A 26,793-nucleotide genomic window follows, 5' to 3' on the forward strand; every position below is an offset into this window, starting at 1 on the left:
GATTAAAATAAGGGAACAAGGTCATACCTCACGCAGGCTCTGCGCAGGTTCAATGTTGATGGCGCGCCGGGCACCGATACTTGCAACCAGCAGTGCAACGAGCAGCGTCAACGCCATGGCGAAGAGGCTGTGCTGTAACGTTATTTTGCAAAGCATCTGATCGGTTGCCTGGCTGCCCGCCAGCGCACGGTTAAAGATCTGGCTGGCAAGCAAATAAATGCCATAACCCCCTACATAGGCCAGCAGGCTGAGCAGGCAGCCTTGCAAAATGACATACAGCCCGACCGCCGGACCGGTAAAGCCCAACAATCTCAACACGGCAATATGTTTACGTTTACGATCGACGTTGGCGATAAAGGAGCCAATAAGCGAAGCAACACACCCGATAAGCGCCGTTGCCGCGATAGTATTGAAAATCACCCCCAGCACGCGGTTAATGCTTTTCACATTTTCAATATCAGCCAGCCGGCTGGTGGTTTCAATGCGTTGCGCGCGCAGAACGCGCTCAAGGCTGGCAACCTGATCGATATCGCTGGCATACAGGCGCGCGCGCGCATAGAGGGGCGGTTTGTCGTTAAGCTGACTGCCGCTGCTGTTACCAAGCTCGCTCACGGCATAACCGTCACGAAAACGCTCCAGCATCAGGAGCAGTGCCGGTTGAGTAAACAGGGCGGCCCGATTGAAATAAGTCGGTGCCAGGATTCCAACCACGGTGAGCGATTTACGCCCCCATTCGCGGCGTTCTTCACGCTGTCGGCTCACGCGTAAGGTAACGGTGTCGCCCACCTTTACGGCCAGCTTGCGTGCCGCTTCCTGAGTTAAAACAATCTCATTGTCATGAAGAATTTCCAGCTTACCCAGCAGCGGATCGCCTGCATCCGTCGGTATCACTTCGGCATTTTCAATGAAATGGCTGCTGTCAGTTTGTAGATCGGCAAGGGTGTTAAGGGAGCGTGTCTGCCCTATAGCAAAGCCCACATCAGGGCGCTGACGCAAAGCATCTATCCAGGCTTGATCGTAGCTTCCACTGCTGAGCATCCGTATTTCAAGATTACGGGGATCGCGCGTTAAATCGTCCTGCAACTGACTGATTACCCCAAAACGCAGGCCAAACAACAGGAGCAGGGGGGCAATCACGGCGACCAGAGAAGAGACAATGCAAAAAGAAATAATACGGTCGTGCCACAGATCCTGTACCGCAAGACGGCCAAGCAGTAGGGTTCGGTTAAAAGACAAAATGGGTTCCCCTCCGGGCCTGTGTTTCTGCGTGTTCGCCTGAATCCGCATCAGGTCGGGCGACCAGACAGGGCAAATTGAATTTTTGCACCAGCGGCCAGTCATGGCAGACCACGAGTGCCATCATCTTCTCCTGCTGCACCAGGTCTATAAACAGGCTAAATAGCTGTTGAGCATTGTAGGGATCAAGGGCCGCGGTGGGTTCATCGGCCAGCACCAGTCCGGGGCGATGTACAATGGCACGGGCAAATGCGGTTCGCTGCCGCTCACCAAATGAGAGTTGCGACGGGTATTTCCCCAGTAACGGACCGAGTTTGAGCGTGTTGATAACTCTGTCGAGCAACGGTTTATCAGGCGTGATGCCGAGTAGCTGACTCGGCAGCCGGATATTGTCCTGCACCGTGAGAAAAGGTAACAACCCGCCGTTTTGCAGAACAAAACCCAAATGACGCGCACGAATGTCTGCGAGGTCTGCCTGCCGATTGGTAGTGAGCAGCGATGCAACATCATGCTCCTTATCGGTATCCGTCAGCGTGAAGCGCCCGACATGGTCGGGACGCAACAATAATCCAATCGCTTCAAGCAGCGTACTCTTGCCGCAGCCGCTTTCGCCAGTCACCGCCACCAATTGACCTGGCCGCAGCACGAGCTGCGGTAGGTAAACATGATGCGCCTGAGCATCCTCGCCACGAACAACGTGCAAATTTTCAATGTGCAGCATCAGGGCATCATTTCCAGCGGCACAGGATAGACGCGTTCACGGGGATCGCTGTCTTTAGCAAGCTCAACCCAGCGGTCCACATCGGCGTTATATTTTTGGTAATGACGAAGTTTGGCTGACAGGGTACGGATGAATTTCTCCTGCGACAGGCCATCCCAGCTTTTCCACGTCTCTTCATCAAGATTCAGGACATCGCTACGGTACGGCAGATCGGCAAGATATTCGCCCAGGACCCCCAGTTCGTTAATCTTGCTATTCTCTTTCTGTTTGAGCTGGTTAGGGTCAGCGCCCATGGTAGCTGCGACGGTGCGTAGCCGCTCAAACATCTTATCAGGAGAGATCATGCCTTCATTTGCCGCTTGCAGGATCTGGCTGACCACATCGCTCAAATCGCTAAGCTGACCTTTTGTCAGTAGCACGCGAACGTCCGTCGTTGGGATGTTCTGCTTGATAAGATCGCGGTCGCTGATCCAGGCTTTGAAGACCAGCGGGGCCTGGGTCTCATTCTTCTTGCCCAGATAAGCGAGCTGCATGGCGTGACCAATAAGCGCGGTATCCTCAAGCAATTTCTCTTCCGGCGTGGACTTTTTCCCTTCATCTTTCGAATAGAGTGCGCTGCCGATGGCCGGATCACCCATATAGGCTGACTTCACCTGCTCGGTAATCGCTGCCGCCAGGGCATCAACCTGTTTACCAAAGGTTTTCAGGTCACCGGCATCCACCGCCTGGTAAAGGTTAGACTGCGTGCTGTCAAAATTAGAGAGGTCACGATACTGGCCTTCGGCTTTCGCATGGTCATCTTTGCCGGAAGGGGTCTTCAGGTGCAGGGTATAAATAGCAATACCGCGATTGCCAGCCTCCAGTCTCAGCTGTTTCGCATCCAGGCCGGTTCCAGAAAGTTTGTTGCTACCTTCAATCGCCCCGGCATCGGTGATTAACACCATGTAGCGTGCGCCAAACGGGCTCCAGTCAACGTTGTCGATTGCGGACATTACGCCTGCATAAGCATCTTCATCGTATAGTGAGCTGGAAACTTTTGCTTCTTTGAGCCCTGCCACTTTCTTAAGAAAATCGTCGCCATCTTTTACCTGATTAGGGTCAGCGTAGATCTTCGTGGTGTATTCCAGACCGGGTACGGCCTTGGCATTAGATCGAAATGAGACAAGACCAAACTTAACCTGATCCTGCAGGTGTTCTTGCTTAATTTTGTCGTAAATTTTATTGACCGCTTCTTTGGTGCGCTCGATGTAAGGACCCATAGAAATGGTTGAATCGATAACGAACACGACCGTCGCATTAAAGCCCTTTAGCTGATTAACATCATCACCCTGTTTGACTTCAGGATCGGCTTTGCTGACGGAGGCAACATTCAGTAAGCGCGTATAGAACCCATTTTCAGTCATCACTTCTTCACCGCTCAAAATCGGCAACAAGTAAAACTGCTTTTGCAGGTCCACGAAGTATTCCGGCTCCTGGGCTAATACGCCCTCGGCGTTACCGTCTCGTTTGAGATGGGCACGAAGCGGTGCCACCAGTGAGACCGGATCGGGGGCAGAGAGAATATCATCAAGGCTTTTTCGCTCTTTGAAAAACATCAAACGATCGCGGTTAGCGGGGTTGGTAAAGGCAAGCGTAAGCTGCATTTTCCAGTCAACGGTGCACGACTGCGGCAGCCAGCCGATAACCTTGCCATAGCTGTCTGGCCCCACCTGCACCCAGCTTTGTCCGTTAGCCTCTGCTTTCTGATAAACATAAAGACTGCTAAACGCAGGTTGCAGTACCCCTTTGTCATCACCGGCCGCGGTACCGAGTTTACAGCCTGGCGTGGTCAGCACCCGCTGAAACAGCGTTTTTTTGCCTTCCTGCAGCAGGGGCTTATCCCCCTCTGCGGCATACGCATGGCCAGCCAAAAGCAGACTACACAACGGTAACGCCAGTTTTAGAAAATGTTTCTTCATCATTTGCCCAGCTCCTCAAGGCGCTGCTTAGCCTTTTGGTTATCCGGTTCAGTTTGCAGCACAGTTTCGTACCAGTAAGCGGCAGTATCGGGATCGGGCGTTTTAAAGCACTCGCTTGGCTTATGATCTTTAGGATCGTATTCCGTGGCGTAAGCGAGCGCGATCTGGGTATCTCCGCCCTGGGCACGGTTAGCGTACAAGCGCTGTGCTACACCGCACTTCTTCGCCTCTTTGGCAGCCTGAATGATGGTCAACAATGCCGCGCTGTCGAGCTTTTGCTGCACACAGTTTTGGACGAAATCAAGTTCGCTCTGGCTGTTCAGATTGGCCACTGAGCACGCGCTGACCTCAGGTTTGGCTTCTGCCGCTGCCGGGGTAGCAGGTGCTGCCGGTTCAGCCGGGGCTGCCGGAGCTGGTGCTTCTGCCTGGTTATTCACGGGTTCCGGCGTCGGTGCAGAGGTGTCTCGTCCCATAAACCACCATAACGCACCGGCCACAATGAGCAGCACGATGAGTATGCCGGCCACGATCGGTATAAGGGGTACGCTGCGTTTTGGTGGGCGCGTGTCCTGCACAGGCTGAGGAGCAATCGCTGGCTGTGCAGGCGCCACTTCAGGTTGCGCTTCAGGGGCCGGAACCGGTGCGGGTGTCGACAGCACGCTACTACTGCTGTAATTCCCCGTCTGGCCACGCGCATCCGATGAGAACAGCTCATCACGCACCATTTGTAGCGTCGTACTGCGGGTTTCACCTGACGCCAGTTTGACCTGAATTTGCACCTGGCTTGCCCTTTCCAGCAGCGGGTTGAGAAGGGTCGGCCCGATACGGAAACCACTGCCATTGCTTAGCGGATAACCGCCATCAATGGTGAACCAATGGGGAGCCGGGCTCCAGTTGCTGTCGGGTTGCAGATAGTATTGTTCGTTATTGCACAGGCAAAAGGTCAGGCTGGCGAGCACGGACTGTTCGCCACGCAAACGGATCATCAGCTGGGCAGTGCCCGGCACGGCAGGTTGGCAGGCAAAAATTTTAGCTAGCATGACAGGTTCTCTTGTTTCATTTGGCCGATAATCTGGCCAAGTTGCCGGTTATGTTCGATGGAGATATCGCGGGTGGCACTATGTCCCGCATTGTCCAGAATGAGGGTCATCAGCGCGGACAACCAGTCACCCATGTAGGCGACGCCGGGCTGCGGCGCGAGAGAAGGCAGTTGTGGAAGCTCATCCTGCCCAAGCGTTGCCTGCCGGGCAAAGACTTTCTTTTTCTCGCCCACATAGCTATTGGGGACCTGATCCTCAGGCAAGGAAAGGTAACCAAACCAGGCGATAAAATCGCGGATGGTCAGCTGCGCACGTAACACCTGGCGAGCCATCAACTGGCTGCGAAGCGTGCCTGCCTGCTCCTGTCCTGCGAGGGCATGTTTCAGCTTACCCTCCAGTTCCAGGCGGGTGCTCGCGGTGATGAGCTCTTCACAAAGCAGCGTGATCATTTCGCTGTTCATGCCCAACTGCTGCCAGCTCGCGGTTTGCAGCGGTAAATCGCGTAAATGCGCTACCCAGGCTTTGAATGCCTCATGGGCAAAGGCGTCATCACGGCCCACGCGTTCCGCCACCGGCGCGGCAGCCTCGTCCATAGCACTTTTGTCATCAGCAGGCGCAGTGGCGAAAGGATTGTCGGCAAAAGGATTGCCGGCAAACGGGTTACCGCCAAACGGATTAGCGGCAAAGGAGACCGCTGCCCGAGGCTCACCGGCCGCCTGAGATTCATTGTCCTGGTCGCGAATACTCAGATAAATGTTACGCAGTTCATGCGGCGGCAGATCCAGACGATTTATCATTTCGCCTATGCTCGGTGCGCAGGCCGATAAACCTTGCCAGAGATCTTTAGCAATGGCTTGCTTCTGCTCAATCTTGCCCTCGCCATCTTTCTCAAACCAGCGTCCCAGTTGTTTATCGCCCGTATTCTCACGGCACTCTCGCAACTGCGTTTGCAGACGTTTTAATTTGAACTCCAGATTGGCGACACCACGAAGTGCTTCGGTCAGGCGATGCATGCCTCCATCATTCAAGGAGAGCATGGCTTCCCACGCCGCGCTGGGGTCGGCTACGTGGCGTTTAATTTTTTCACCACTGGCAAAGACGGTGCCCATCGTATCGAGTACGCCGCGATAGCGATCGGCGAGAGCCACTTCTTTAAGGCTCTCCTGGCCGGGGATGTTTTCCAGCGTCAGGAAGGGGTTATCCATGCCGGGTTTACGTACAAGGAAGCAGTTATTAAAAGGCTGGCCAGGCGACCACTCTTTTAGCCATTCATACTGAGCAAAACGTTCCAGTAGCGTGATATGCAGCATGCCGTCGCAGGCTTCTTTCAACTGACTTTCCGTCTTTTTCAGACTGTCAGTGATGCGCATATCACACATGGTAATGGCCCAGAATAGCCCCGGTTTCGTGCCCCCACGCTCGTCTGCATTTTTGCCCTGGGTTTTGTCCACCCAACGCGTTAACACCGGGCCAACATCGGCAACGTCACTTTGCTTAAACGAGCTGGCGCAAACGACCAGGGCATTCATTTCCTGGTTATCGGTATAGCGCTCAAAGAGGTAGGCAACCTTGCCGCGAAGCAGGAGCTGTGAGACAGGGTTATCCGGGTCAGCATCTTTCAGGGCGGTGAGCTTCAGGCGTCCACGGTAGCCTGGGAAGTCAAGTAAATCGACCTGCCTGGTCACGCTCTGGTCGGTCACTTCTGCCAGCGGGAAAATGAGTTCAGAGGTCAGTGCCGCCAGTTCAGCTTGTGACAAGCTGGCGCTACCCGTCTGCTGGTTTTCTTTCCAGAATCGAATTTCGACAGAGTGACTCTGATTTGAGCCGAGCTTATTAAGGCTATCGACATTCATGATGCTGCCACGACTATGATCGATCAGGGTCTCCAGCGGAGCAAACACCATTTCGGCGTGGTTAAGTTTTGCCAGCACATTGGCGAGCGAACGATAGGTTTCGGTCAGCTCAGGTAACTCACCCCAGAGCAATGAGAAGAGTTCTGCTCGCTCATTGGGGCTGAGCGTCGGGGCGACTTTAAGCACCTGCGGCCAGTAAGCATGCTCCAGTTTCTCGACTGATTTCCTGAATGACGCGTTAAGGTAATCCCATAACGCCACAACGTCCTCACTGCTGACGCCGCTGTGCCCGTTTGCCTGGCCTGAACGTTGCAGGTACGGACGCAAGCGCTCTTCGATTCGGCTTTCATCCAACTGGTAAGACAGCTGTTCGTGGTTAAAGTCATTAAACCAGGTGTTAGCCAGAATTTTTGCCAGGTCAATCTCACTGAACAGGCGCAACGGAACCGGATAACCTGCTGGCGCATCAGGGACCTGCCGGGTAAAACGGGTGACCAGCCCTGTCGCTTCTTTGCCCCCGCCGACCGGGTTCACCTCTTTAATGAAGTCAACTTTACGATCGCCGTAAAGCGCTTCCAGCTCACCATTGCTACCCGCGGCTAATGCCGAAATAAGATAGGACTTACCGGCTTGTGAGATGCCGAAGAATCCCACCGTCATGGGGGTGGTGGAGACCCGGCCTAAACTGTTGGCAAGATTTTTAGTGCGTAATAAACCTAAGTTGAGCTTATCCGCTTCGTTATCCAGGCGGCGGGAACGGGGGCGTACTGTCTCTACCCAGCCCAGTGCATCCTGGCAGCCTTTGGCGATAGCTGCCCAACCTTGTTGAAGGGAAATTTGTTCGTTGTTCATTATTTTTTAACGCTCCCGCTATCGAGCCAGTGGCGGCTGTCAATGAGCCCGGTATCCGGCATGGTATTGAGCTCCAGCTCTATATCTTTTTTGCTGAACGATTTATCGGTGTTGCTGCTGACGTCGGCAACGATCAGACGATCGCTGATGAGTCCTAATCGGCGGGCATCTTTTCCTTTATCAATCATCAGCCTGACTTTGAGGTACGGCGAGCCGTTGTCCGTTGAGGTCGCCGCCGAGAATTTTCTGCGACCTTCTTCGCTAAACCGTAGGGTGTAGAGTGGGGATGCTGACCAGCGCTCAGCATCCAGCTGACGATACCCCAGGCGCAGGTCACCGCGCATGACGATGCTTTGCGTCGTGGCTTCACCTTCAGGGCTGGTAATCACAGGCAACTTAATCTGACCATTTTCAGATTCGATATGGCGATAGACCACATCAGCATCGTGAATCAGGTTATCCATATCAATGATGCCGATATGGCGAATCGTTGAATAAGGTTTCAGCGCCGAAGTGCGGAAATGGAAGTTCGGGATGCTATGGTTGGCACACAGTTGCGTCAACATCGCGCCCACGGATGCGGTGCTCTTCGGATCGTCAATATGACCGTTTTTGTGGAATGGGTACCAGGTCCCTGTCTGATAGCCATGAAGCGCTAAAATGCGCCCCGGCGGCAGCGGCAGGTTCCGTCGTACGATGGCCTGAATACCTGGCAGTTGGGATGGGCGTCCAGTCAGCAGCAACAAATCACAGTTATAGCAGGAGACGACTTCACACAGAGCCGTCAGCACTTTATCGATATTGAACTTACCGGAGCACAAATCGCTGTGCACTTTCGCCAGCGGAAGATTCAGGACGATGTTACCCAGTTTAAAGTCCTGAGGCCCGCCGGCCTTTTGCACTTCCCGGCGCACAAAGGCTTCTACTTCTTCTCTGAGGCTGCCCGCGGGGAGTAACTCACTGACCTGCTGATTTATCAGCAGATGCGTTTGTTCATCCAGCGGATCAAAGTGTTCATAGCGGCTCAGGATGTGCAGCGCCAGCGGCACGAAGAGTTGCAGGCTCAGTTGCTGACGCAACACCGCTTCGGCTGCGCTGATATTTTGTGAACCGCACAGCTGCGACATCAGGGTGTCTACCGTGTGCACACCCGCCTCGCGCAAAGCCTGTTCGAAAGCGGGAAGCACATAGGACTGAATGACATCCAGCAGAATATCATCACCGGCGATTTTAAAGCTGTCACGGAAACGCTGGTGAGGAATGATGTGAACGTTCGCGCCACCCCCGGCTAAACCGTTGCGATCCAGACGGTAATCGGTGATCACCAGATCGGTAGTGCCGCCGCCAATATCAATGGAGGCAATGGTAATGGCTTCGCGATCGTGGCGATCCGGGCGACCCAGGGTGTTGAAAAACACTTCCGGATGACCCGCAAAGTTTTGATTGATTTCGGTATAGAGATACACGAGTTGAGCACAGGAAGCCTCGTCCCACTCCACGCGAATTTTTGGCAGTGGAATTTTGATATTGCCCTGGGTGTGTGGCTCTACTTCATCATCATAAGGATTATTTTCGCCCGTATGCCAGCGCAGAGATTTCCAGACTAAGCCCACCGCCTGACGCATTCTGTCATCCAGAATGCAGCGCTCGGCCATTGGCAGACCTGGCGGAACGGTAAGAATAATGTGCCGGAGCTGACGAGGGATACCCGCATGACCTTCGCGAATACGTTGCTCGGGGCTGTTGATCTGGCTTATCGCCTGCGTCAGTACTTCCGACAACATAAATGTCATCAGAGAACTACGGGAGTAACGTGGTGTGAAAACGGGGATGCGATCCATTTCGTCTTCAATGGTGTGCAGCGCTTCGCCTTTTTCATCGATCAGATTGGCAAAGGGGGCCGCTGTGGCGAGGGGGTTGGTATCCTGCACATAGCTGCCGTTAAAGCGCCAGCCCTGACCATAAAACTTCTCATCCCACAGGTAGCGTTTAGGACTGGATAACCCCGTTGAACCCTCACTGCCCCGACGACGCGCGGCTAAACGGCTGGCTTCACCGCCAATACGGGCGATGGTCGGCCACTGGAATGCATCGTGACGGCCGCTGCGCACCGAGCAGTGATCTTTACCAAAGAAGGCTTGAGAGAACTCGACCTGGCTCTGAAAGGGGTCAGTATAGACATGTTCAGGTGAGCTAAGGTCGCGCAGTTTGAGCACATAGTTGTGCATGAGTCCTGAACCAGACTGACCATGGTCTTCAATTAAAATGCCGCAGGTGCGGGAATTACCCACATCAAGAATGAGATCAACCGCGATCGGTTTGATGGCATTGACCTCCCGATTCGCGATCATTCTAAACTGGGGCAGTTCAATCACCGGTTCGGTCTGCGTTTGCAGGCCTTCGACAGGGATCGCCATCAACGACAGAAGATTCAGGTAGTGCGCCAGAGGGTACTGCTGAGCGAGCTCTTCTTCACGCTCGTCAATGTCCCGTCCTTTACTGGCGTCCATAAAGACTTCAACCAGCCAGTCCTTGACCCAATCCTGGGTCAGATACCAGTTAAGCGCATAGGTCGCGGTAGCGACAGCAAAGGTCGCACCGGCATTCACATCCTCTTGATTCGGGCTGAGATCGGCGGCGGCCTGCTGCTTCGCCATAATGCGGGTATCAATCGCCAGCGTCATACGGTGGGTATGACCATCCAAATCGGGTTCATCCAGCTTAACTAAACGAAAACGCGCCCAGTTTAGCGGCCCTTCCTGATAAATATTCGGCGGACTGAAGCGAAACAGGGGGAGAGGTAGCCAGACGCTATCCAGTAATTTCAAGCTCTGTTCGATTGGAATATCGTACTGACTTTTGGCCTTCTCAATGTTGCCAGGCGTCGGCTGATAGAAATAGTAATCGCGTTGTTCGTTGTAAATCAGACGTGTAAGCACGCCATTGGCGAGTTTGACAAATTCACCCGCAGGCTGACGTTTAAGCGTTAAACCAAAATCCATAAACTGGATCCCGGAGTCGCCAACCAGTGTGATTTGACGATCAAAAGAAATAATCTCAGGCAACATAATGTAATTCGTCCCTGTTAAGTATTGGGTTGTAGCATACGAATAGGGAAGGTTTTATCCCCATCATTGCTGCCGACACAATCGGCGTGGCCGGAAGCAGGCGATTTGCATGCGATGGTTGGGCCGATGAAATTTGAACCGTCACTGCATTTCATCTGTTCAGGATTAGAGATGTTTAACGCACCTTTTTCGACGTTCCCCATGGCGGCTCCGGTACAGGTTACGCCACTGGACTGACGGACGCTGACGGTGCCGTTACCCTGGTTGAAGTTATATTGCAGTTGCAAAGGGCGACCGGTGAGCTTGTCCTGAATACCGCCATTAACGCGCCATTGCCCGTTGAGAAATTGCGCCGGTCCATCACTGACTGAGGGGGGAATAGTCAGTGGCTCGCCCTGCGCGGGAATAACAGGCGGCTGAGTGTGAGGGGCAACATCATGCGGTTGCGCATCGTGACTTTGCGCTTCGCTCGCCGGAGGTTCCTGACCCGTAGGCGGCACTGCATCCACGGGCGGAACGGCAGCGGTGGCGTCTTCACCTGCTGGCGCATTTTGCGCTTCCCCGCTATTCGGGCTGGCATCCAGGGCAGGCGCCTCAGCAGGCGCGGCAGAGGAGGTGGTCTCGGGTACTAAACTGCTGGCGTTAGGGGCGGCCGTCGTGGCGCCGACAGTTTTGTTGTTTTCCGTCGCCACTGTCGGCGCTTTAACGGAGTTTCCTGCCGGGAGAGTCACCTCGGGAACCTTGCCGCCGCCGACTTCAGCCGTCGGCAGGCTTTGATTTTTATCCGCTGAAATCCACGGCAGCCCGGGGAGTGAGAGCGATGGCGCACAGCCACGAAGCAGGCCCAGCAACAGCGCCAGGCACAGCAATGCCAGAAGAAGCCAGAGTAACCAGCGCCAGTTCCAGCGGCGGACAGGTGTCACCGTCTCCACAACAGGCGCGTTTTGCACCCAGGAGGTGCGGGGCGGCGTTTCGGGCTGCGCTGCGCTGGCGACCGACGGCGTTACGGCGGGAACCGAAGAGGCTTGTAGCCAGTGCATAGGGTTGCTTTGTACGCCGGTGGGGTGCACAAATCCCCAAAACGTAATGACCAGCACCCCGTTAACCAGATAGACAAAGTCATAATCCGGAAAATGGACCACCGATTTTAATAATTGCGCAAATACCCGCCGGTCACCGCCTGCCCCCGTTTGATCGGCGTTAAGCATTTGTTCACTCAGGGCCTGCACTGCCACCTGGAATTCTTCAAATTGCTGACGCGCAGAGGCCTTCTCGGCTTCACTTGCTCCGCTCCAGGGAATAACGTCGCCGGGAAAACTGCTGTACCAGTCGGTTCTGTCGCCCCCCTGATCGTTTTGCGGGACGGCAAGGTGCCGGGCCAGATCGCGCCCGGCATCCAGCCGATAGATGGCTTCACGGAGCTGAAATGCCATCTTAAAAACGGGATAACCGGTTTCGCCCAGCGCTTTAAACGAGGAGTTATTGCCGGTACGTAACAGAGGTCCCTGAATCGAATTTCGCATTGTCTAAACCTTTTAAGGCTGATAATTAACGCACGTAAGATGTATCTGGCTAATTTTTGCTGGCGCCGGGCGTCCACTCAAAGCCCCAGCCGTAATGCTTATCCAGCGATTCTCTGTCGGCAAAGAAGTTGTCGAGCCGTTCAACTTTGATGTTGCCATCCACATTTTTTAACCGGGCAATTGCCGCAACGTTGTTACGTTCATTGCCATCAACCAGCGTTGAGCTAATGGGGGCCTGGTCGGGAATATAGAGGGTGATAGTGGCATTCGTTCCCTGCCAGTTATCCGTACCGCCGTAGATGAAGCTGTAAATCAGCACCTCATCAATTTCCTGCCATTGGCTACCGTTGATATCGAGCCACTCGCCATCCTCGTCGCCACCTCCGCGTAAATCTTTCTGCAGCAACATATAGGGCGGTTTGTCGTAATGACCGAGAAATTTACTGAGTGCTTCAACCCCACCAATCTCGCCATTTTTGAAGCGGACAAACGCGGCGATATCCAGATCGACAGGGGTTTTATTGGCGCCTTGCTGCCAGGTCAGATTGGCCCTGATCCGTCCAAAATCCTTTCTTTTAGCCAGGTTTATGCTCGGGTTGTCCTGGGTTAATTCGGTATTCGCCGGGGAGGGCGCTGCAGCGGTGACTGGCGGCTCCGGCTGAATGGCGACAGGGCGGTTATGACAGAAGTACCACCAGCCTGCGAGCGCCAGCAGGATCAAGAGCAGCAGCAACAGCAACCAGGGCAGAAAGCGTCGCCACCACGGTATGAGCGGGACGGGAGGAATGGGCGCGGGTGTAATCTGAGACGGCGTTACCCAGTCGATTAATACTGGCTCGCCGCCGACGTCATAACAGGTCAATTGCCCGGAGTGGCTGAGGAGGGTTTGCAAAGCCTGGGCCGGCTTATCCTCCCCCCGTGCGGCAAGTTGTTCGACCAGGCCCGCAACAATGTCCTGATAATGCTGTCGCTTGTTCTGTACTGTGAGCTGTTCCACCTCATTCAGCGTGGACGCAGGTCTGGCAAGGCCCTGACGCTCTGTCCACCACTCAAGATGGCCATCGGCACTGCGGCGTGCGGTCGCGTAGAGCAGCGCCAGAGACGGCGGAAGATGGCGATGAATAATCGCCACCGTTTCCTCATACGTTGCCAGAGCAGAATCATCAATTGGCGCAGATCGTGTTAATCGTTGCATAGCCCAGAGTCATATTGTTATCAGCCCCACAGGCCTGGTGAGCCTCTGGCAACTTATCGGTAAAGGGTATCAGTCACACTTACTGCTATCAGAGGGGCTGTATCAGGCGTAATAGCGGCCCTGAAGGGCGCCCCTCTGATCGGTGCCTTTAGTTAAGCGTGTTAGCTTGCTCAAGCTCAGCGATTCTCGTTTTGGCTTCAGCAATTTTTTGCTCAAGCGCAGTCACGTCACTTGCGCTGTTCGCCTGTTGCGCTTGCACCTGCAACTCTTTGAGTTTTTGAATTTCCTGCTGGCTTTGCTTGTTCTTAACTTTGCTCGCCTGCAGTTTATTAAGCGTTTGTGTCAGGTCTGAACGCATCGCTGTTACCCTGGCTTGTTCAGCTGCCAGTTTTTGACTTGAGTCCTGCACTCTGCTTTGTGTATCGGCAAGCTCTTGATGTGCGATTTTATTGTCACGCTGGCTCTGGAGAACCTGCTGCTCCTGTTGATCAACCTTTTGTCGATAACCGCCAGACGTTGTGCAGCTTAATTTCGTTAAAAAGCTGGGGTCCTGTGCATGTAAATCACAATCCTGGGGTGAGGTTGCGCAGCCAGCAAGTAATAATGAAGCGAGTAGTGCGTATTTTCTCATGAAGGCATCCGTGAAGAGAAGAAGCGGTATAAAGGGTGGCGGCAATAAGCCATCATCGGGCCGGTAATAATACCGGCCCGTAATTATCAACCCAGTGAGATAGCCTGACGTTGAGTGAACAAACCGTTCGCTTCTGATTCCAGAGCGGTAATTTGACCATTAAGTTTGCTGTATTCTTTGTCCAGCGTGGCTAATTTAGCTTTATCTGCTGCGTTGGATGTTTTCTGTCCTTTCAGCGCCACTTTATAGGCCGCATCTTTATCTTTCATTCCTTTGATGGTTTCTTTCATGGTTTTGATATTGGCATCGATCTGCGCCAAATCTTTAGTGGCTTTGGCTTTATCAAACCCGGCATTGTCTTTCTGCAGGCTCATTTTTGTTAGCAATGCACGGTTATCACTGATGACCTGTTTCATCGCCGCAGAAGATTTTTCTACGTCCGCAGTATCTTTAGTAATGTCTTTATCCATGGCTTGCAGGCGATCCGCCGTAGACGCGTAATCTTTTTTCAGGCTGTCCAGATAATAGTTGGCGGTCAGACCGACGGCACAGCCTGCAGCGCCACCGATAGCGGCACCCATCACAGCTTTTTTGGTGTCTCCTGCCAGTACGCCAGCCAGCGCGCCAATACCTGCACCGGCCAGCGCGCCAACGCCACAGCCTTGTGCGCCCGAAGCGCTAAAGAATTTCGCTTGTTCCGTGCTGGTCAGGCGGGGATCGGGTTTGGTACCCGATAACAGGGAGCTTCCGGTATTAGCACAGCCGCTGAGAAGAAGAGTCAGTGAAACAAGAAGACAGGTTGCGCTACGGTTTAACTTAATCGCCATCGTTTTATCCTTAAATTGTCGCTGGCACAGTGCAAAGGGTAAGTGTGCTGTCCATCGACACTATTGATACGAGAAATTGATACGAGAAATTTATAATAAGTCTGAGGCACTGCTGGCCTGGTCAACCGTTGACTCAGCTTAAGCACTTTTAAGAGGCGTATTCTCAATAATCCCTGGCTGACATTATATTCGATAAACATTGTCAAAATCACGACAAAGATGCTGAGGAGCGCTGGGTTCTTAAAAGATTTTATAGTCATCGGCAAGGGAATAAAAATCTTTAGGGATAACGGACATTCTGGTCGTTAGCGTCGCTGGTTTCCCCGTTTTGGCATGACGACCCCATCATTAATTTTAGTGATTAGTCTTTAATTTTGAACTATTGATGACACTAGTATTAATTAGTGATTCTTATCGTGTGGCTTTGTATTTTCACTGCGGGGGCGAAAGCGATATTTCATCAGCTACTGTAATGAATTGACCCGGTTTTAATGCATTCCTTGCTGACAGGAGCGTTGAATTACGCAGGTTTAATAAATTCTTCTGATGTTTATTGGTGGTGCTATTGAAAATAAAAAATAATCAACTGCTATATTTAATAGTAAATTATTGGGTGCTACCTTTCCCTGCCGAAAATCGGTGTAACTAATGATATTCGGCAGGTTTTTTCAAATAAGGTTAAACCGCTTGTCGGGCACGGGCAGGGGCGGCAGTGGGCTTTGCCCGGTCATGTCCATCAGGTTGCGCTCAATAGAAGTGCAGATGGCATTGAGGGCGAGGTTGTTGGGGTGTGTGCCAAAAGGATGCTCCATCTCTTCAGCAATAGAATCCCATGACAGAAACGCATACGAGATAAATACCGACACAAACGGCGTCATCAGGTGAAGGTCGGAAACCAGCGCCAGCGGCAGAAGGGTGCAGAAAAGATAAACCGTGCGTTGAAGAATCAACGAATAGGCAAACGGCACGGGCGTATTAGCGATGCGTTCGCATCCTCCCAGGCATCGCGAAAGCTCGTTAAGATTTTCATCTATGTTCTGCCAGACAAAATCGTTGATTTTACCCTCCCGACGCAAGCTGGCGTATTCTCTGCCAAGGAACAGCAGGATACGGTTCGCAGGCGTGGTACTGCCCATCACTTCGGTTGCCCTGTCCGCAGGGAGTAACCTTTGCATGTCCGCTGTGGCGTCCATTTGACGCAGCTGATGATTGAGCTGCCAGCTAAATGCGGTCACATAGCGTGAAAGTTTGAGGTGGGTAGCCGTATCGTCCGGTAATGCGCTTATCGTCTGGCGCAACAGGCTGCGGGAAGTGATAGACACCGACCCCCAAATCATTCTCGCCTCGGTATAGCGGCTATAACTGGCGTTATTACGAAAACCCAAAAATATCGCAATGGCGATGCCAAGCAGGCTGAAGGGAGCCACCGTGAGGTGAATATTCAGGTTTTCGTAGTACGGCCAGGCGACGATGGCCACGACAGACATGAACAGATTTAGCCCAAGCCGGAAGATAATCATGGACAGCACTGAGCCGTGCCAGTTGAAGAGCCGGACAAACCAGCTCTGGGGAGGACGAACGATCATACAAGTTCCTTTACATGCTTTTATTTTATTTGCAGGTGGCCAGTGCAATGCTGGCGCCAGAATTGTAATCGGTTAGCATTTCCCCGCAAGTCTCATTAGCTATGCTGTCAGGAACAGGTTGAAACGAATTATTTCGGGCCGAACATGGCCTCCAGTTGCTTCTCATCCGGCATGCCCACAACCTGTTGCAACTCCTGCTTGTCATTCATGTAGTAAATCGCGGGTGTCGCGTTCGCGCCGGTTTCATCCATCAGTTGCTGGTGGTATTGAATGGCGTTAAACACCGTTTTGGCCGTTTTTTCCGGGAACGGCGGGAGCTGTTTATCCTTTGAGGCTTCATAAGCGCCCCAGGCTTTCGCCGGATCGTCTGCGCTCAGGATGGCCGATGCATAGCGCCCACTTTGTGGGTTGATGACGGCAACCAGCAGCGTGCTTACCTCTGCTTTTCCAGCGGTTATCCACGGCTGGGCGGCGGCCCAGAACTGCTTGCAATACGGGCAGAAGGGATCGGCAAACACCACCACTTTGCGTTTGGCATCCGGGTTGCCCTCTTTAATGCCCTGGGCTGCGGTGAGTTTTTCCCACAGCTTGCGCCCCTGTGGAATGTAGAGCTCGCTTTTGAACACCTCTTCACTGAGGTTGCTGCCCTTCTCATCATAAAGATACCCTGAAATAGCATGCTTACCGTCCGGCGTTAGCCAGACGGTGACCCCCATGTCCTGATACTGACCCAGCCAGGTTCTTAACCCGCCGTCGGTCTTCACCTCTTTGATGATTTTGATGCCCTGTTTTTCGATTTGTTGAACGGCGGGGGGAAGCGGCTCACTGGCCCAGGCCAGCACTGGCAGGGCGGCAAAGAGGGCGAGATATTTAGGCAACATGGTGAGGTCCTTTTAGCGGGCAGGTGCGTTTAAACTGCCATTGCGGTCACAGTGTGCTATTCATGGTAGCGACCCCCAACAAAAAGGCGACATATAAATGGACAGCAGGCTGCAAAACGCGATTCAGCTGCGAAAGCAGGGAGAGCATGAACAAAGTCGGGCCGCACTCCATCTTCTTTTGGATAACCCGCAACTCGCTGCGCAGGCATTGCTTCATATTGCCTGGTCATTCGATAACGAAGGAAAGGAGCGGGAAGCCGAGCAGGCTTATCGTGCTGCGCTGAATGCAGGGCTGGACGGGGAAGAGCGGTTCGACGCACAGTTTGGGCTGGCTTCGACCCTGCGCTGTCTTGGAAAATATGCTGAGGCCAAAGCGAACTTCGAGGAGATTAGGGCGCAATGGCCCCTGGCAATCGAAGTCAGACCTTTTCACGCCCTTTGTCTGCACAATCTGGGTGAGCATCAGCAGGCAATTGCCCTGCTGCTGGAACATATTGCCGACTCGCCTGACGTGCGAACCGCACCCTACGAAGCCGCCTTGCGTCACTATGCGCAACAGCCTGATAAAAAGTGGTAAAGCCCGCCGTCGCTTTACCACCTCGCCGGGTTTAAGCGTGACGCAACATCGCCACTAAGGCTTGCGCGACCCCTTCAGAGCTGGCCGGGTTTTGCCCGGTGACCAGCTTGCCATCTTCAAGAATGAAGGGTGCCCAGTTGGGACCTTTCTGGTAGTGCGCGCCCTGTGCAATGAACTCATCCTCAATCAGGAAAGGCACCACGTCGGTCAGTTCCACATCCGCTTCCTCACCATTGGTGAAGCCGGTGACGGTGCGCCCCTTTACCAGCGGTTCGCCAGAGGCGGTTTTAACATGGCGCAGCGCACCCGGCGCATGGCAGACAAAACCGATGGGCTTGCCGGCACGCTCGAACGTTTCAATCAGTGCAATGGAGGTGGCGGATTCAGCCAGATCCCAAAGCGGGCCGTGGCCACCGGGGTAAAAGACCGTGTCAAAATCGTCTGCGCTTACGCTGTCCAGTTTCACGGTATTGGCCAGTGCCTGTTGCGCTGCCGAATCCGCTTTAAAACGCTGCGTCAGCGGAGTCTGAAAATCCGGCATATCACTTTTGGGATCCAACGGCGGCTGACCACCTGCAGGCGAGGCAAGGGTGATATCGGCCCCGGCTTCTTTGAATACATAGTAAGGCGCGGCAAACTCCTCCAGCCAGAAACCCGTTTTTTTACCGGTATTGCCCAATTCGCTGTGTGAGGTTAGCACCATCAATACTTTCATTGTTCTCTCCAGTTAAAGGGGGCACGTTCTGTATGCCACATCAGGGATAAACACGGCGGTGTCGGCAACGCCACATCACATGCTCTGGTAATGATAGCGGTGGCGTCGTCGTTAAGTCTCAGAGTCGGAAAACTCCGGTCAATGAAAGCCTGGCGGGCAAGCGGAAGGGAAAAGTGACTGCCGGGCCTGTTTCCTGCACGCATAGGCTTTTCCATCGTCGAGAAATGATAACTGATAGCGTAAAATACGATTTAACAGGCTGTTAGCGTAATAGCGGGGTGCACGTTGGATGAATATCAAACAACTCAAATATTTTTGTCAGGTGGTAGAGTCGGGTGGAATAAGCCAGGCGGCTAAAGCCTTTTCTCTGGCGCCAGCGGCGATTAGTTTGCAAATAACGGCACTGGAAAAAGAGTTAAACGGTGAGTTGTTCAATCGCGGTTCAAGGCCGATGACCTTAACCCGGCTGGGGGAATTCCTGTTTAAAAAAGCCCATGAAGTGATTTTTAATTTCGAAAAGCTGGAAAAGGATGCTCATCATTACGCTCAGGCAAAATCCACCGAACTGAATTTGGGCTTTGTCCGCTCGGTAATGTTTAATTTGATCCCCGAAACCATCAAGCTGTTTGCGGAAAATTATGGTCATATCAACATCACCCTCAAAGAGGTGCTGTCTGAATATCAACCTGAATTGCTCACTGAAGGGGCGATTGATGTTGGGTTTACACGCGAGATGGAGCTGCATCAAAGCACGCCGGAGCAAGGGCTTATTCGCGAGCTGATTTTTATCGATCCCCTGGTGGCGGCCATCCCGATGAATCACTATCTCAGCCGAAAAAACTTTATCACCCTGCGAGATTTCTGTAATTCACCGTTTATTATTTTCCCCAGCGATCCCAAAAGCCGCTATTCAGTTCATATCCTTAATAAATTCAGTGAGTATGGCGTACAGCCCGCGGTATCGCATCGGGCGGTAGAAATTCATACTGCACTGGCGCTGGTTGGCGCAGGACTGGGGGTCACGCTGGTGGGGAAATCAACGATACCCAATAATCGCCAGGATATTATATTTCTGCCCATCGCCGATTTTAACTGCCTGAGCTATATCTATGCGGTGTATAACGCCAAAAGCAGCAACCCGAATATCAGCCACTTTATTGAAATGATGAAAAGGGTTGTCGAATGACAACCCTCAGTGGTTAATGCTTATTTTTCAGGAAATTTTTGCGTTCAGCTGTTTCTCGGTCAACGGCTCGGTAATGGTGAATAACACCAGTAAGCAAAGGAACGAACCGAAGGCCATAAAGCCAAACACGTGCCCCCAGGTGTAATGATCGAGCAGATAACCGGCAACCAGCGGGCAGAGCGCACCGCCCAACTGCCCCCCGGTATTGATGAGCGCCCCGGCAACCGGGAAAACTTCTTTCGTGGTCAACGCCATCGGGTAGACCATGTACGCTGAGAAGCCGAGGTTGAACAGAATACCGGTCAGCAGTAACAAGGGCCCCAGGATCAGGGCGTTATCCGGTGCGTTGATCAGAATGACCATCATAATGACCGTGGCGATGGCCGACAGCATCATCAGCGGTTTACGGCGCTTGTCGAGAATACGGTCAGAGCACCAGCCCCCAATGATATTACCGATGACCGCGCCGATCCACGGCGCAGACGCCAGCATCCCCATGGTCGCAATCGAAAAGCCTTTTTCGTTCATCAGGTATGTTGGGATCCAGGCCAGCAATACGTTAACAATCCCCATCATGAAAAAGTAGCCGAGCATGCTGCCGAGAATATTCCACGATCGGAAAATGCCTTTTGACGAGTCAATCAGCGTGACTTTGCGTGAGCGGATGAGCTTATCCAGCCCGGCAAAATTACGCACTGGTGCTGCGGTCGGGGTCGCGCTTTCGGGGGCATCGGCAAGCGGGAGATCTTTTTCTTCAATCAGAGCGATTTCCGACTCGGAGCAAAAACGGCTCTCCTGCGGCGTATTAGGAACCAGCAAGTACCAGATAACGCTCAGGAAAATACCGGGAATCGCGAAAAAATAGAAGACGTAATGCCAGCTGTAGTAGTAGAGGATCAGCGCGCACACTGGCGGCACCAGCACCGGACCAAACTTTGCAGCGGAGAGGAAAATGGCGGTGACAATGCCTTTTTCCCGGGATGGAAACCAGCGGTTAATGGTTGAGGTTATCCCAATTGGTAAAGGACCTTCTGCCAGGCCCAGCACAAAGCGTGAGACCTTCAGCCCGAGGATCGAGGTAGAAAAGCCCACCAGACCCGTGGCAATGGAGGTTAAAATCATCGACAGCGAGAAGATTTTACGCACGCCAAATTTTGCATACAAAAAACCACTGGGGATCTGCGCGATCGCGTAAGCCAGCAGGAACAAACTTGCCAGCGCGCCCGCTTCAGTATTGGACATGTGAAAGTCTTTACGAATAAAAGGTAACACCACGCCTATATTGGCTCTGTCTGCTGCGGCAATGGTATAAACCAAAAAAATGAGGGCGGTTATCACCCAGCGAAATTTACTGCTCTTTTTTATGCTAGTCATATTTAGGTGCTCGTAAATGTAGGGTTTATTTATTTATATTTTTTGCGGTTATAATATTCAGGCAGCGATGAGTCGCTTTTTCTGGGGTATTACGTCAGCCTGGATCTTTTAATCCCAGGGCGCCGAATACGGTATGTAGCGCCATTAACTCTGCCGTGGAGGCACCCGCCATAATTTTCTCTTTAAAGCGTTGCTCTTTTTCTTCCCGCTGTTCAGACAGACGAATAACCTCATCCAGTTGCGCCTGTTCGATGACCACAAGCCCATCGGCGTCACCGACTATAATGTCTCCGGGGCGGATAATACAGTCATTAATAAAGAGCGGGACGTTGAGCTGGCCCGGCTGCTTTTTTTCGGTACCGCGTATGCACAGGCCTTTAGCGAACACGGGAAAGCCCGCGTCAATCATCGCTTCGCTGTCGCGGACAGCCCCGTTAACCACTAAGCCTGCCAGCCCAATCGCTTGTGCCTGCGCGGTTAAAACATCTCCCCAAATGCCTGCACCGGTAAAACCGTCGCAGTTGATCACTAATACCTGGCCTGCTTTAGCATGCAGCATTGCATAATGGATCATCAAATTATCCCCCGGACGCATTTGCAGTGTCAGTGCCGGCCCGGCCATTTTCATACTGCGTGCCAGAGGTGCAATAGCAGAATCAATCGCGCCAATAGCGCCTTGTGCTTCATGAATTGTCGCTGTCCCCAATTTATTCAGACGGGCAATTTTAACGTGATCTAATTGCGTATTTGAATACGTCATTGTTTATCCTTTGTTATCATTTAACAGGCGAGCGAAAATAATCAAGGTAATATCGGTGTGGAGAATTAAAATTACGCTTTCATCCTCACCAGATAATTATTTTCCCTTTGCATTTATCATAATGAGTAAAAGAGGCTGAACAATAGTCGTTTATTTAATACAGATTAAGAAAAACTTAATCAGGATGGCTGCTCGCACTGGTAAAAGAGTGGCCATATGAGGAAGCTCTTTTAAATCAATAGATTAAAAACATTTTTATATTATTAACTTATTTTTAGCAGGCTATTACCGTGCGATTCTGTGATATCACAACCTGTTTTTTATGCGTGGGCATGCGCCATGGCGGCTAAAAGGTCGATTTCAGCGGCGTGGGCCGCTGAGATCTGAAGGGGGATTATTGATTCGTCAGGTTCTGACATTGCGCCGAGGCGTATTGCGCGGCACTCAGGGGGACGTTATCCAGCGCTTTTTTGATGGCGGATGAGGAGGAGAACTGGCTAACCGCATCGCGCTGCATAATCTCAAAGCTTTTTTGGATATTGGCGGTGATGTCATCACAATTTGCGCCCTGATTGAGCCCGCCAATGACCACGTTATCCAGTCGCTGGCTCATTTCCGCGCCCATTGCCTGACCGGCTTTGATCGGGTCTGCCTGGCCCTCTTCCGGCATGGTGCCGGTGAGCAATGCGGACTTGTACAGCGCCTCTCCCAGGGTCACCTTCGCTGCGGCAACGGCTTCTTCATTGGCCGGGGAAGCCAGTGCATAACCTGAAGCGTTAAGCATAAAAATTGTCGTCATGACGGCCAGTTTCATTAATAACTCTTTTGTGGTTACAGGGTGAGCCTGATTCAACCCGCAGGAAGACACGGCGGCAACGGCGCGAGGTCTTCATAACGTTCTCTGACCAGGATGAGTGAATGCCCTAAAAGGCATCGGTTCCGCGGATTCGTGCTGTTCGTCCGCATCGAATCTATTAGCGCGATGAATTATAACGTTCAGCGGTGCATCTGCCGTCAATAATATACCTCTATGTTGAAAGAGCGTGATGCTAATTTCTGCCCGTGATAAAGGCAGGCGTATCAGAGACGGGGTGAGAACGTGCCCGGCGCCGGAAAGTCCTTCGCTCACCGCGCTTAAAGGTGTAAAATTTTTGCAACTTTAAGGGGGCGCGATGACTGGAAAACGCATAAACCGTGAAAAACTGACGATCCGTAAAATGATCGTGCTCTACCAGCAGAAAAATCCGCTGGCGGTGCAGGATAGTGCGCATTATGAGGCATTAAATGCCTATGCCGATAAGCGGCTGGATAAGTGTGTGTTTGGCGAAGAGAAACCCGCCTGTAAACAGTGCCCGGTTCACTGCTACCAGCCTGCAAAGCGCGACGAAATGAAACAGATCATGCGTTGGGCCGGGCCGCGTATGCTGTGGCGACACCCGATCCTGACGATTCGCCACCTGATTGATGACCGCCGTCCTGTCCCGGCGTTGCCGGAGAAATACCGCCCGAAAAAATAGTCCGCCGTGGCAGGCACGGCGTCGGATACTAACAAATCCGCGGGAGAGGTTCGGCGTGGGGTAAATCCAGAGTACGTTTTACACCGTATAAACCCGCCAGTCGTACCCCTTTACGTTCAACCACTTCCCCGATGATAGCGGCATCCTGACCGAGCGGATGTGAGCGCAACTGAGACAGGACGCAGTCAGCGGACTGACGTTGTACTGCTATCACCAGTTTTCCCTCGTTGGCAAAGTTCAGTGCTTCCAGACCCAACAGTTCGCAAACGCCCCGCACCGCCTGTTTGAGAGGTAATTCCCGCTCGTTAAGTTCGATGCCAAAACCGCAGGATGCGGCAAATTCATGGGCGACAGCGTTAACGCCGCCACGGGTCGCGTCACGCAGCGCTTTCACGCCGGGTATCTCGCGCAGCGTTTGAATGAGCGGCGTTAACACGGCGCAATCGCTCGCCAGCTCACCGTCCAGGCCCAACTGTTCACGCAGGTTCAGGATGGTCGCCCCGTGGTCGCCGAGCGTACCACTCACCAGCAGCACATCACCGGGTTCAAGAGTAGCGGCTCCCCAGTGGATGTCAGAGGGGATAGCTCCTAAGCCAGCGGTATTGATGAAGAGCTTGTCTGCGGCGCCGCGCTGTACCACTTTAGTGTCGCCGGTGACGATCGCCATGTTTGCGCTGCGAGCGGTCTCCGCCATGCTGGTGACCACCGCCTGCAGCGTCTCCATCGGCAGGCCCTCTTCAAGAATAAACCCGCAGGAGAGGTAACGCGGGATAGCCCCGCTCACGGCAATATCATTCGCCGTACCGCAGATTGCGAGTTTGCCAATATCTCCGCCGGGAAAAAAAAGCGGATCGATGACATAGCTGTCGGTTGAGAAGGCCAGTCTGTCTCCGCTGGCGGTGAGCGTACTCAGGTCAATGCGGGCCTGGTCTTCTTGCTCACATAGCCACGGATTGGCAAACGCCTCCATAAAAAGCTGGCTGATTAATTGCTGCATGGCCTGACCGCCGCTACCGTGCGCCAGTTGAACCTCTTTCATACTTCACACTCCTGAGCACGATACTGATACCAGGCGGCACAGGCACCTTCAGAGGAGACCATCAGTGCGCCAAAAGCGGTTTGTGGATTACAGGTATTGCCAAACAGCGGGCAGTGATGGGGTTTGCATCTGCCGGTCAGCACCTCGCCGCAGCGCGCGCGCGGGTCATCACAGGTTTGCTGCGGCGCAGGCTGAAAATGTGCCTCTGCATCAAATGAATGGTAAGGCGGCGTTAAGCAAACGCCGGACTCCTCAATCATTCCAAGACCACGCCACTCGCTGTTGCCGCGCACCGCAAAGACGTCAGCGATCGCAGCCTGTGCGCGTCGGTTGCCTTCGTCAGGCACCACACGACGATACTGGTTTTCTACCTGAGGCCGGGCAGCGAGTTTTTGCTCTACCAGCATGATGACGCCCTGTAACAGATCCAGCGGTTCGAAACCGGCAACCACCAATGGGCGATGGTGGTCGTCGGCAATAAAGCCATAGGCATCCGTACCGATGACCATGCTGACGTGGCCCGGTGCCAGCAGGGCATCAATGCCATTATCCGGCTGCTCCAGCAGGCTACGCAGGGTAGGGATCAGTGTGATGTGCTGGCAGAAGAAATAAAAATTGCTCACCTTGCGCAGCTTCGCCTGCTGAAGGGTAATGGCGGTGGCGGGCATAGTGGTTTCAAAACCGAGGCCAAAGAAAACCACTTTGCGTTGTGGATTCTGCTGCGCCAGGGTGAGAGCGTCGAGCGGCGAGTAGACGATGCGTATGTCAGCTCCCCGTGCTTTTGCCTGTAAGAGCGAGCCATTTTTTCCCGGAACTCGCATTGCATCCCCAAAGGTGCAGAAAATCACCTCCGGGTGACGAGCAATTTCTATGCAGCTATCGATTCGCCCCATCGGTAATACGCAGACCGGGCAGCCGGGGCCGTGGATAAACTCAATGTTTTCCGGCAGAAGCTGATCGAGACCGAATTTGAAGATCGCATGGGTATGGCCGCCACACACTTCCATCACTCGCAGTGGTCTTTTTGCGGTATAGCTCAGGAGCCGGGCCCGTTCATTGAGATGCGCAATGAGCTGCATTACCTGCTCGGGCGCACGGTATTCATCAACAAAGCGCATTATCGCTCCTCACCAAACAGGAGGGCGCCAACGTCTGGTTCGACGTCATACATGTTTTGCAGCGCAGCCAGCGTTTCTCTGGCTTCCTCTTCGTTAATGACGCTCATGGCGAAACCCACATGCACCAGTACCCACTGCCCTAAGCGGGACTGACCGGACTCGTCCACGCTACCCACCAGCGTCAGGTCGACCTCGCGCTGAATACCGCACACATCAACCCTGGCCTGATGGCCCTCAATGGCACTGATTTGCCCCGGAACGCCTATGCACATCGTTGCGTCTCCAGCCAGTTCAGCCAGGTGTCCATGCCTTCTCCACTGGTGGCTGAAATAAGAATAATTTCGATGGACGGGTTCACCTGCCGTGCGTACGCGAGGCATTTTTCGACATCGAATCTGAGGTAGGGCAACAGATCGATTTTGTTGAGCAACATCAGCGAGGCAGCGGCAAACATATGCGGATACTTCAGCGGCTTGTCTTCGCCTTCGGTCACTGACAATACCGCTACTTTGTGGCGCTCGCCCAGATCAAAGCTGGCCGGGCAGACCAGATTGCCGACGTTTTCGATAAACAAAATCCCGTTATCAGCAAGCTTCAGGCGTGGTGTGGCATCGGCAACCATTTGTGCATCCAGATGACAACCTTTACCGGTATTGACCTGAATTGCGGGCGTGCCTGTTTCACGTATACGGGCCGCATCGTTGACGGTTTGCTGATCGCCTTCAATGACCGCACAGGGTACATGTGCGTTCAGGCGGGTTAATGTTTCCGTCAACAGCGTGGTTTTGCCCGAGCCGGGACTGGAGACCAGATTAAGTACCAGCTGGTGTTTGGCCGCAAAATGCGCGCGGTTGCGGGCGGCTATCTGGTTGTTTTTATCCAGCACGTTGATTTCTACTTCCAGCATCCGGCGCTGACTCATGCCCGGCGCGTGGGTTCCGGCCTCACCGTGCCCGTAGTGTAAATCACCTTGTTCAAGCGTGGTCGGTTTGAAATTGTCGGTTCTGATATCGGTAATACTGATGGCAGGGCGACGGGCAGGCGCAAAGGGCGCACTGCGAAACGCGGAATGGGGGTTATGTTCATCACCCTCAATGTAGAGATTGCCGTCCTGACAACCACAGGTTGTACACATT

General features: G+C 53.1%; 23 protein-coding genes. 3 read left to right on the forward strand and 20 right to left on the reverse strand.

The window, feature by feature from the left end:
• Nucleotides 1-21: 21 nt before the first annotated feature.
• From ACUY4Q_RS05205 to dsbG, 12 genes are all read right to left on the reverse strand, one after another.
• Nucleotides 22-1,236 (reverse strand): ABC transporter permease, encoded by a 1,215-nt coding sequence (locus tag ACUY4Q_RS05205; protein ID WP_458046017.1) that lies wholly within the window; start codon nucleotides 1,234-1,236, stop codon nucleotides 22-24.
• A complete protein-coding gene (locus ACUY4Q_RS05210) occupies nucleotides 1,226-1,957 on the reverse strand; it encodes an ABC transporter ATP-binding protein (protein WP_458046018.1) in 732 nt (243 codons plus the stop codon). Before ACUY4Q_RS05210 ends, ACUY4Q_RS05205 begins: the two co-directional genes overlap by 11 nt.
• The gene (locus ACUY4Q_RS05215; protein ID WP_437432598.1) at nucleotides 1,957-3,918 is read right to left on the reverse strand and encodes a vWA domain-containing protein; all 1,962 of its coding nucleotides are present in this window, start codon (nucleotides 3,916-3,918) and stop codon (nucleotides 1,957-1,959) included. The genes ACUY4Q_RS05210 and ACUY4Q_RS05215 overlap by 1 nt, the downstream gene beginning before the upstream one ends.
• Nucleotides 3,915-4,955, reverse strand: coding sequence for a single stranded DNA-binding domain-containing protein (locus ACUY4Q_RS05220; protein WP_458046019.1), 1,041 nt, complete (start codon nucleotides 4,953-4,955; stop codon nucleotides 3,915-3,917). Before ACUY4Q_RS05220 ends, ACUY4Q_RS05215 begins: the two co-directional genes overlap by 4 nt.
• Nucleotides 4,949-7,660, reverse strand: coding sequence for a putative virulence factor (locus ACUY4Q_RS05225; protein WP_458046020.1), 2,712 nt, complete (start codon nucleotides 7,658-7,660; stop codon nucleotides 4,949-4,951). Before ACUY4Q_RS05225 ends, ACUY4Q_RS05220 begins: the two co-directional genes overlap by 7 nt.
• A complete protein-coding gene (locus ACUY4Q_RS05230; RefSeq protein WP_458046021.1) occupies nucleotides 7,660-10,728 on the reverse strand; it encodes a virulence factor SrfB in 3,069 nt (1,022 codons plus the stop codon). Before ACUY4Q_RS05230 ends, ACUY4Q_RS05225 begins: the two co-directional genes overlap by 1 nt.
• Nucleotides 10,729-10,745: 17 nt before the next feature.
• Nucleotides 10,746-12,251, reverse strand: coding sequence for an SrfA family protein (locus tag ACUY4Q_RS05235; protein ID WP_458046022.1), 1,506 nt, complete (start codon nucleotides 12,249-12,251; stop codon nucleotides 10,746-10,748).
• Nucleotides 12,252-12,300: 49 nt separating this feature from the next.
• The gene (locus ACUY4Q_RS05240) at nucleotides 12,301-13,446 is read right to left on the reverse strand and encodes a tellurite resistance domain protein (protein WP_458046023.1); all 1,146 of its coding nucleotides are present in this window, start codon (nucleotides 13,444-13,446) and stop codon (nucleotides 12,301-12,303) included.
• Between the two features lie 148 nt (nucleotides 13,447-13,594).
• The gene (locus ACUY4Q_RS05245) at nucleotides 13,595-14,077 is read right to left on the reverse strand and encodes a hypothetical protein (RefSeq protein ID WP_458046024.1); all 483 of its coding nucleotides are present in this window, start codon (nucleotides 14,075-14,077) and stop codon (nucleotides 13,595-13,597) included.
• 86 nt (nucleotides 14,078-14,163) lie between these two features.
• Nucleotides 14,164-14,904 (reverse strand): hypothetical protein, encoded by a 741-nt coding sequence (locus ACUY4Q_RS05250; RefSeq protein WP_458046025.1) that lies wholly within the window; start codon nucleotides 14,902-14,904, stop codon nucleotides 14,164-14,166.
• 668 nt (nucleotides 14,905-15,572) lie between these two features.
• Complete coding sequence (locus ACUY4Q_RS05255; RefSeq protein ID WP_458046026.1) at nucleotides 15,573-16,490, reverse strand: bestrophin family protein; 918 nt, start codon at nucleotides 16,488-16,490, stop codon at nucleotides 15,573-15,575.
• Nucleotides 16,491-16,618: 128 nt separating this feature from the next.
• Nucleotides 16,619-17,371, reverse strand: coding sequence for a thiol:disulfide interchange protein DsbG (gene dsbG / locus ACUY4Q_RS05260; RefSeq protein ID WP_458046027.1), 753 nt, complete (start codon nucleotides 17,369-17,371; stop codon nucleotides 16,619-16,621).
• A gap of 97 nt (nucleotides 17,372-17,468) precedes the next feature.
• On the opposite strand from dsbG, the gene ACUY4Q_RS05265 reads away from it, so the two are divergent.
• Entirely contained in the window at nucleotides 17,469-17,948 is a 480-nt protein-coding gene (locus ACUY4Q_RS05265) for a tetratricopeptide repeat protein (RefSeq protein WP_458046028.1), read from the forward strand.
• 31 nt (nucleotides 17,949-17,979) lie between these two features.
• Here ACUY4Q_RS05265 and ACUY4Q_RS05270 read toward each other — a convergent pair whose 3' ends face one another.
• On the reverse strand, nucleotides 17,980-18,663 hold the full coding sequence (locus tag ACUY4Q_RS05270; RefSeq protein ID WP_458046029.1) for a type 1 glutamine amidotransferase domain-containing protein: 684 nt from the start codon (nucleotides 18,661-18,663) through the stop codon (nucleotides 17,980-17,982).
• 289 nt (nucleotides 18,664-18,952) lie between these two features.
• Here ACUY4Q_RS05270 and ACUY4Q_RS05275 point away from each other — a divergent pair, with 289 nt between their 5' ends.
• On the forward strand, nucleotides 18,953-19,849 hold the full coding sequence (locus ACUY4Q_RS05275) for a LysR family transcriptional regulator (RefSeq protein WP_458046030.1): 897 nt from the start codon (nucleotides 18,953-18,955) through the stop codon (nucleotides 19,847-19,849).
• A 27-nt stretch (nucleotides 19,850-19,876) separates the two neighbouring features.
• On the opposite strand, the gene ACUY4Q_RS05280 is transcribed toward ACUY4Q_RS05275, so the two are convergent.
• From ACUY4Q_RS05280 to ACUY4Q_RS05290, 3 genes are all read right to left on the reverse strand, one after another.
• Nucleotides 19,877-21,223, reverse strand: coding sequence for an MFS transporter (locus ACUY4Q_RS05280; RefSeq protein ID WP_458046031.1), 1,347 nt, complete (start codon nucleotides 21,221-21,223; stop codon nucleotides 19,877-19,879).
• A 94-nt stretch (nucleotides 21,224-21,317) separates the two neighbouring features.
• Complete coding sequence (locus ACUY4Q_RS05285) at nucleotides 21,318-21,983, reverse strand: 4-carboxy-4-hydroxy-2-oxoadipate aldolase/oxaloacetate decarboxylase (protein ID WP_458046032.1); 666 nt, start codon at nucleotides 21,981-21,983, stop codon at nucleotides 21,318-21,320.
• A 394-nt stretch (nucleotides 21,984-22,377) separates the two neighbouring features.
• Nucleotides 22,378-22,797 (reverse strand): hypothetical protein, encoded by a 420-nt coding sequence (locus ACUY4Q_RS05290; protein WP_458046033.1) that lies wholly within the window; start codon nucleotides 22,795-22,797, stop codon nucleotides 22,378-22,380.
• Nucleotides 22,798-23,155: 358 nt separating this feature from the next.
• Between ACUY4Q_RS05290 and ACUY4Q_RS05295 the strand changes: the two genes are divergently transcribed.
• Complete coding sequence (locus ACUY4Q_RS05295) at nucleotides 23,156-23,500, forward strand: nitrous oxide-stimulated promoter family protein (RefSeq protein ID WP_458046034.1); 345 nt, start codon at nucleotides 23,156-23,158, stop codon at nucleotides 23,498-23,500.
• A gap of 28 nt (nucleotides 23,501-23,528) precedes the next feature.
• On the opposite strand, the gene hypE is transcribed toward ACUY4Q_RS05295, so the two are convergent.
• Genes hypE through hypB form a run of 4 tightly spaced genes read right to left on the reverse strand, consistent with a single transcriptional unit; the run spans nucleotide 23,529 to nucleotide 26,792 of the window.
• Nucleotides 23,529-24,539, reverse strand: coding sequence for a hydrogenase expression/formation protein HypE (gene hypE / locus ACUY4Q_RS05300; protein ID WP_458046035.1), 1,011 nt, complete (start codon nucleotides 24,537-24,539; stop codon nucleotides 23,529-23,531).
• Nucleotides 24,536-25,657 (reverse strand): hydrogenase formation protein HypD, encoded by a 1,122-nt coding sequence (gene hypD, locus ACUY4Q_RS05305; protein ID WP_458046036.1) that lies wholly within the window; start codon nucleotides 25,655-25,657, stop codon nucleotides 24,536-24,538. Before hypD ends, hypE begins: the two co-directional genes overlap by 4 nt.
• Entirely contained in the window at nucleotides 25,657-25,929 is a 273-nt protein-coding gene (locus ACUY4Q_RS05310) for a HypC/HybG/HupF family hydrogenase formation chaperone (RefSeq protein WP_458046037.1), read from the reverse strand. Before ACUY4Q_RS05310 ends, hypD begins: the two co-directional genes overlap by 1 nt.
• A complete protein-coding gene (gene hypB, locus ACUY4Q_RS05315; protein WP_458046038.1) occupies nucleotides 25,920-26,792 on the reverse strand; it encodes a hydrogenase nickel incorporation protein HypB in 873 nt (290 codons plus the stop codon). The genes ACUY4Q_RS05310 and hypB overlap by 10 nt, the downstream gene beginning before the upstream one ends.
• Nucleotide 26,793 lies beyond the last annotated feature (1 nt).

This window comes from Phytobacter cepae (genome assembly GCF_054165735.1).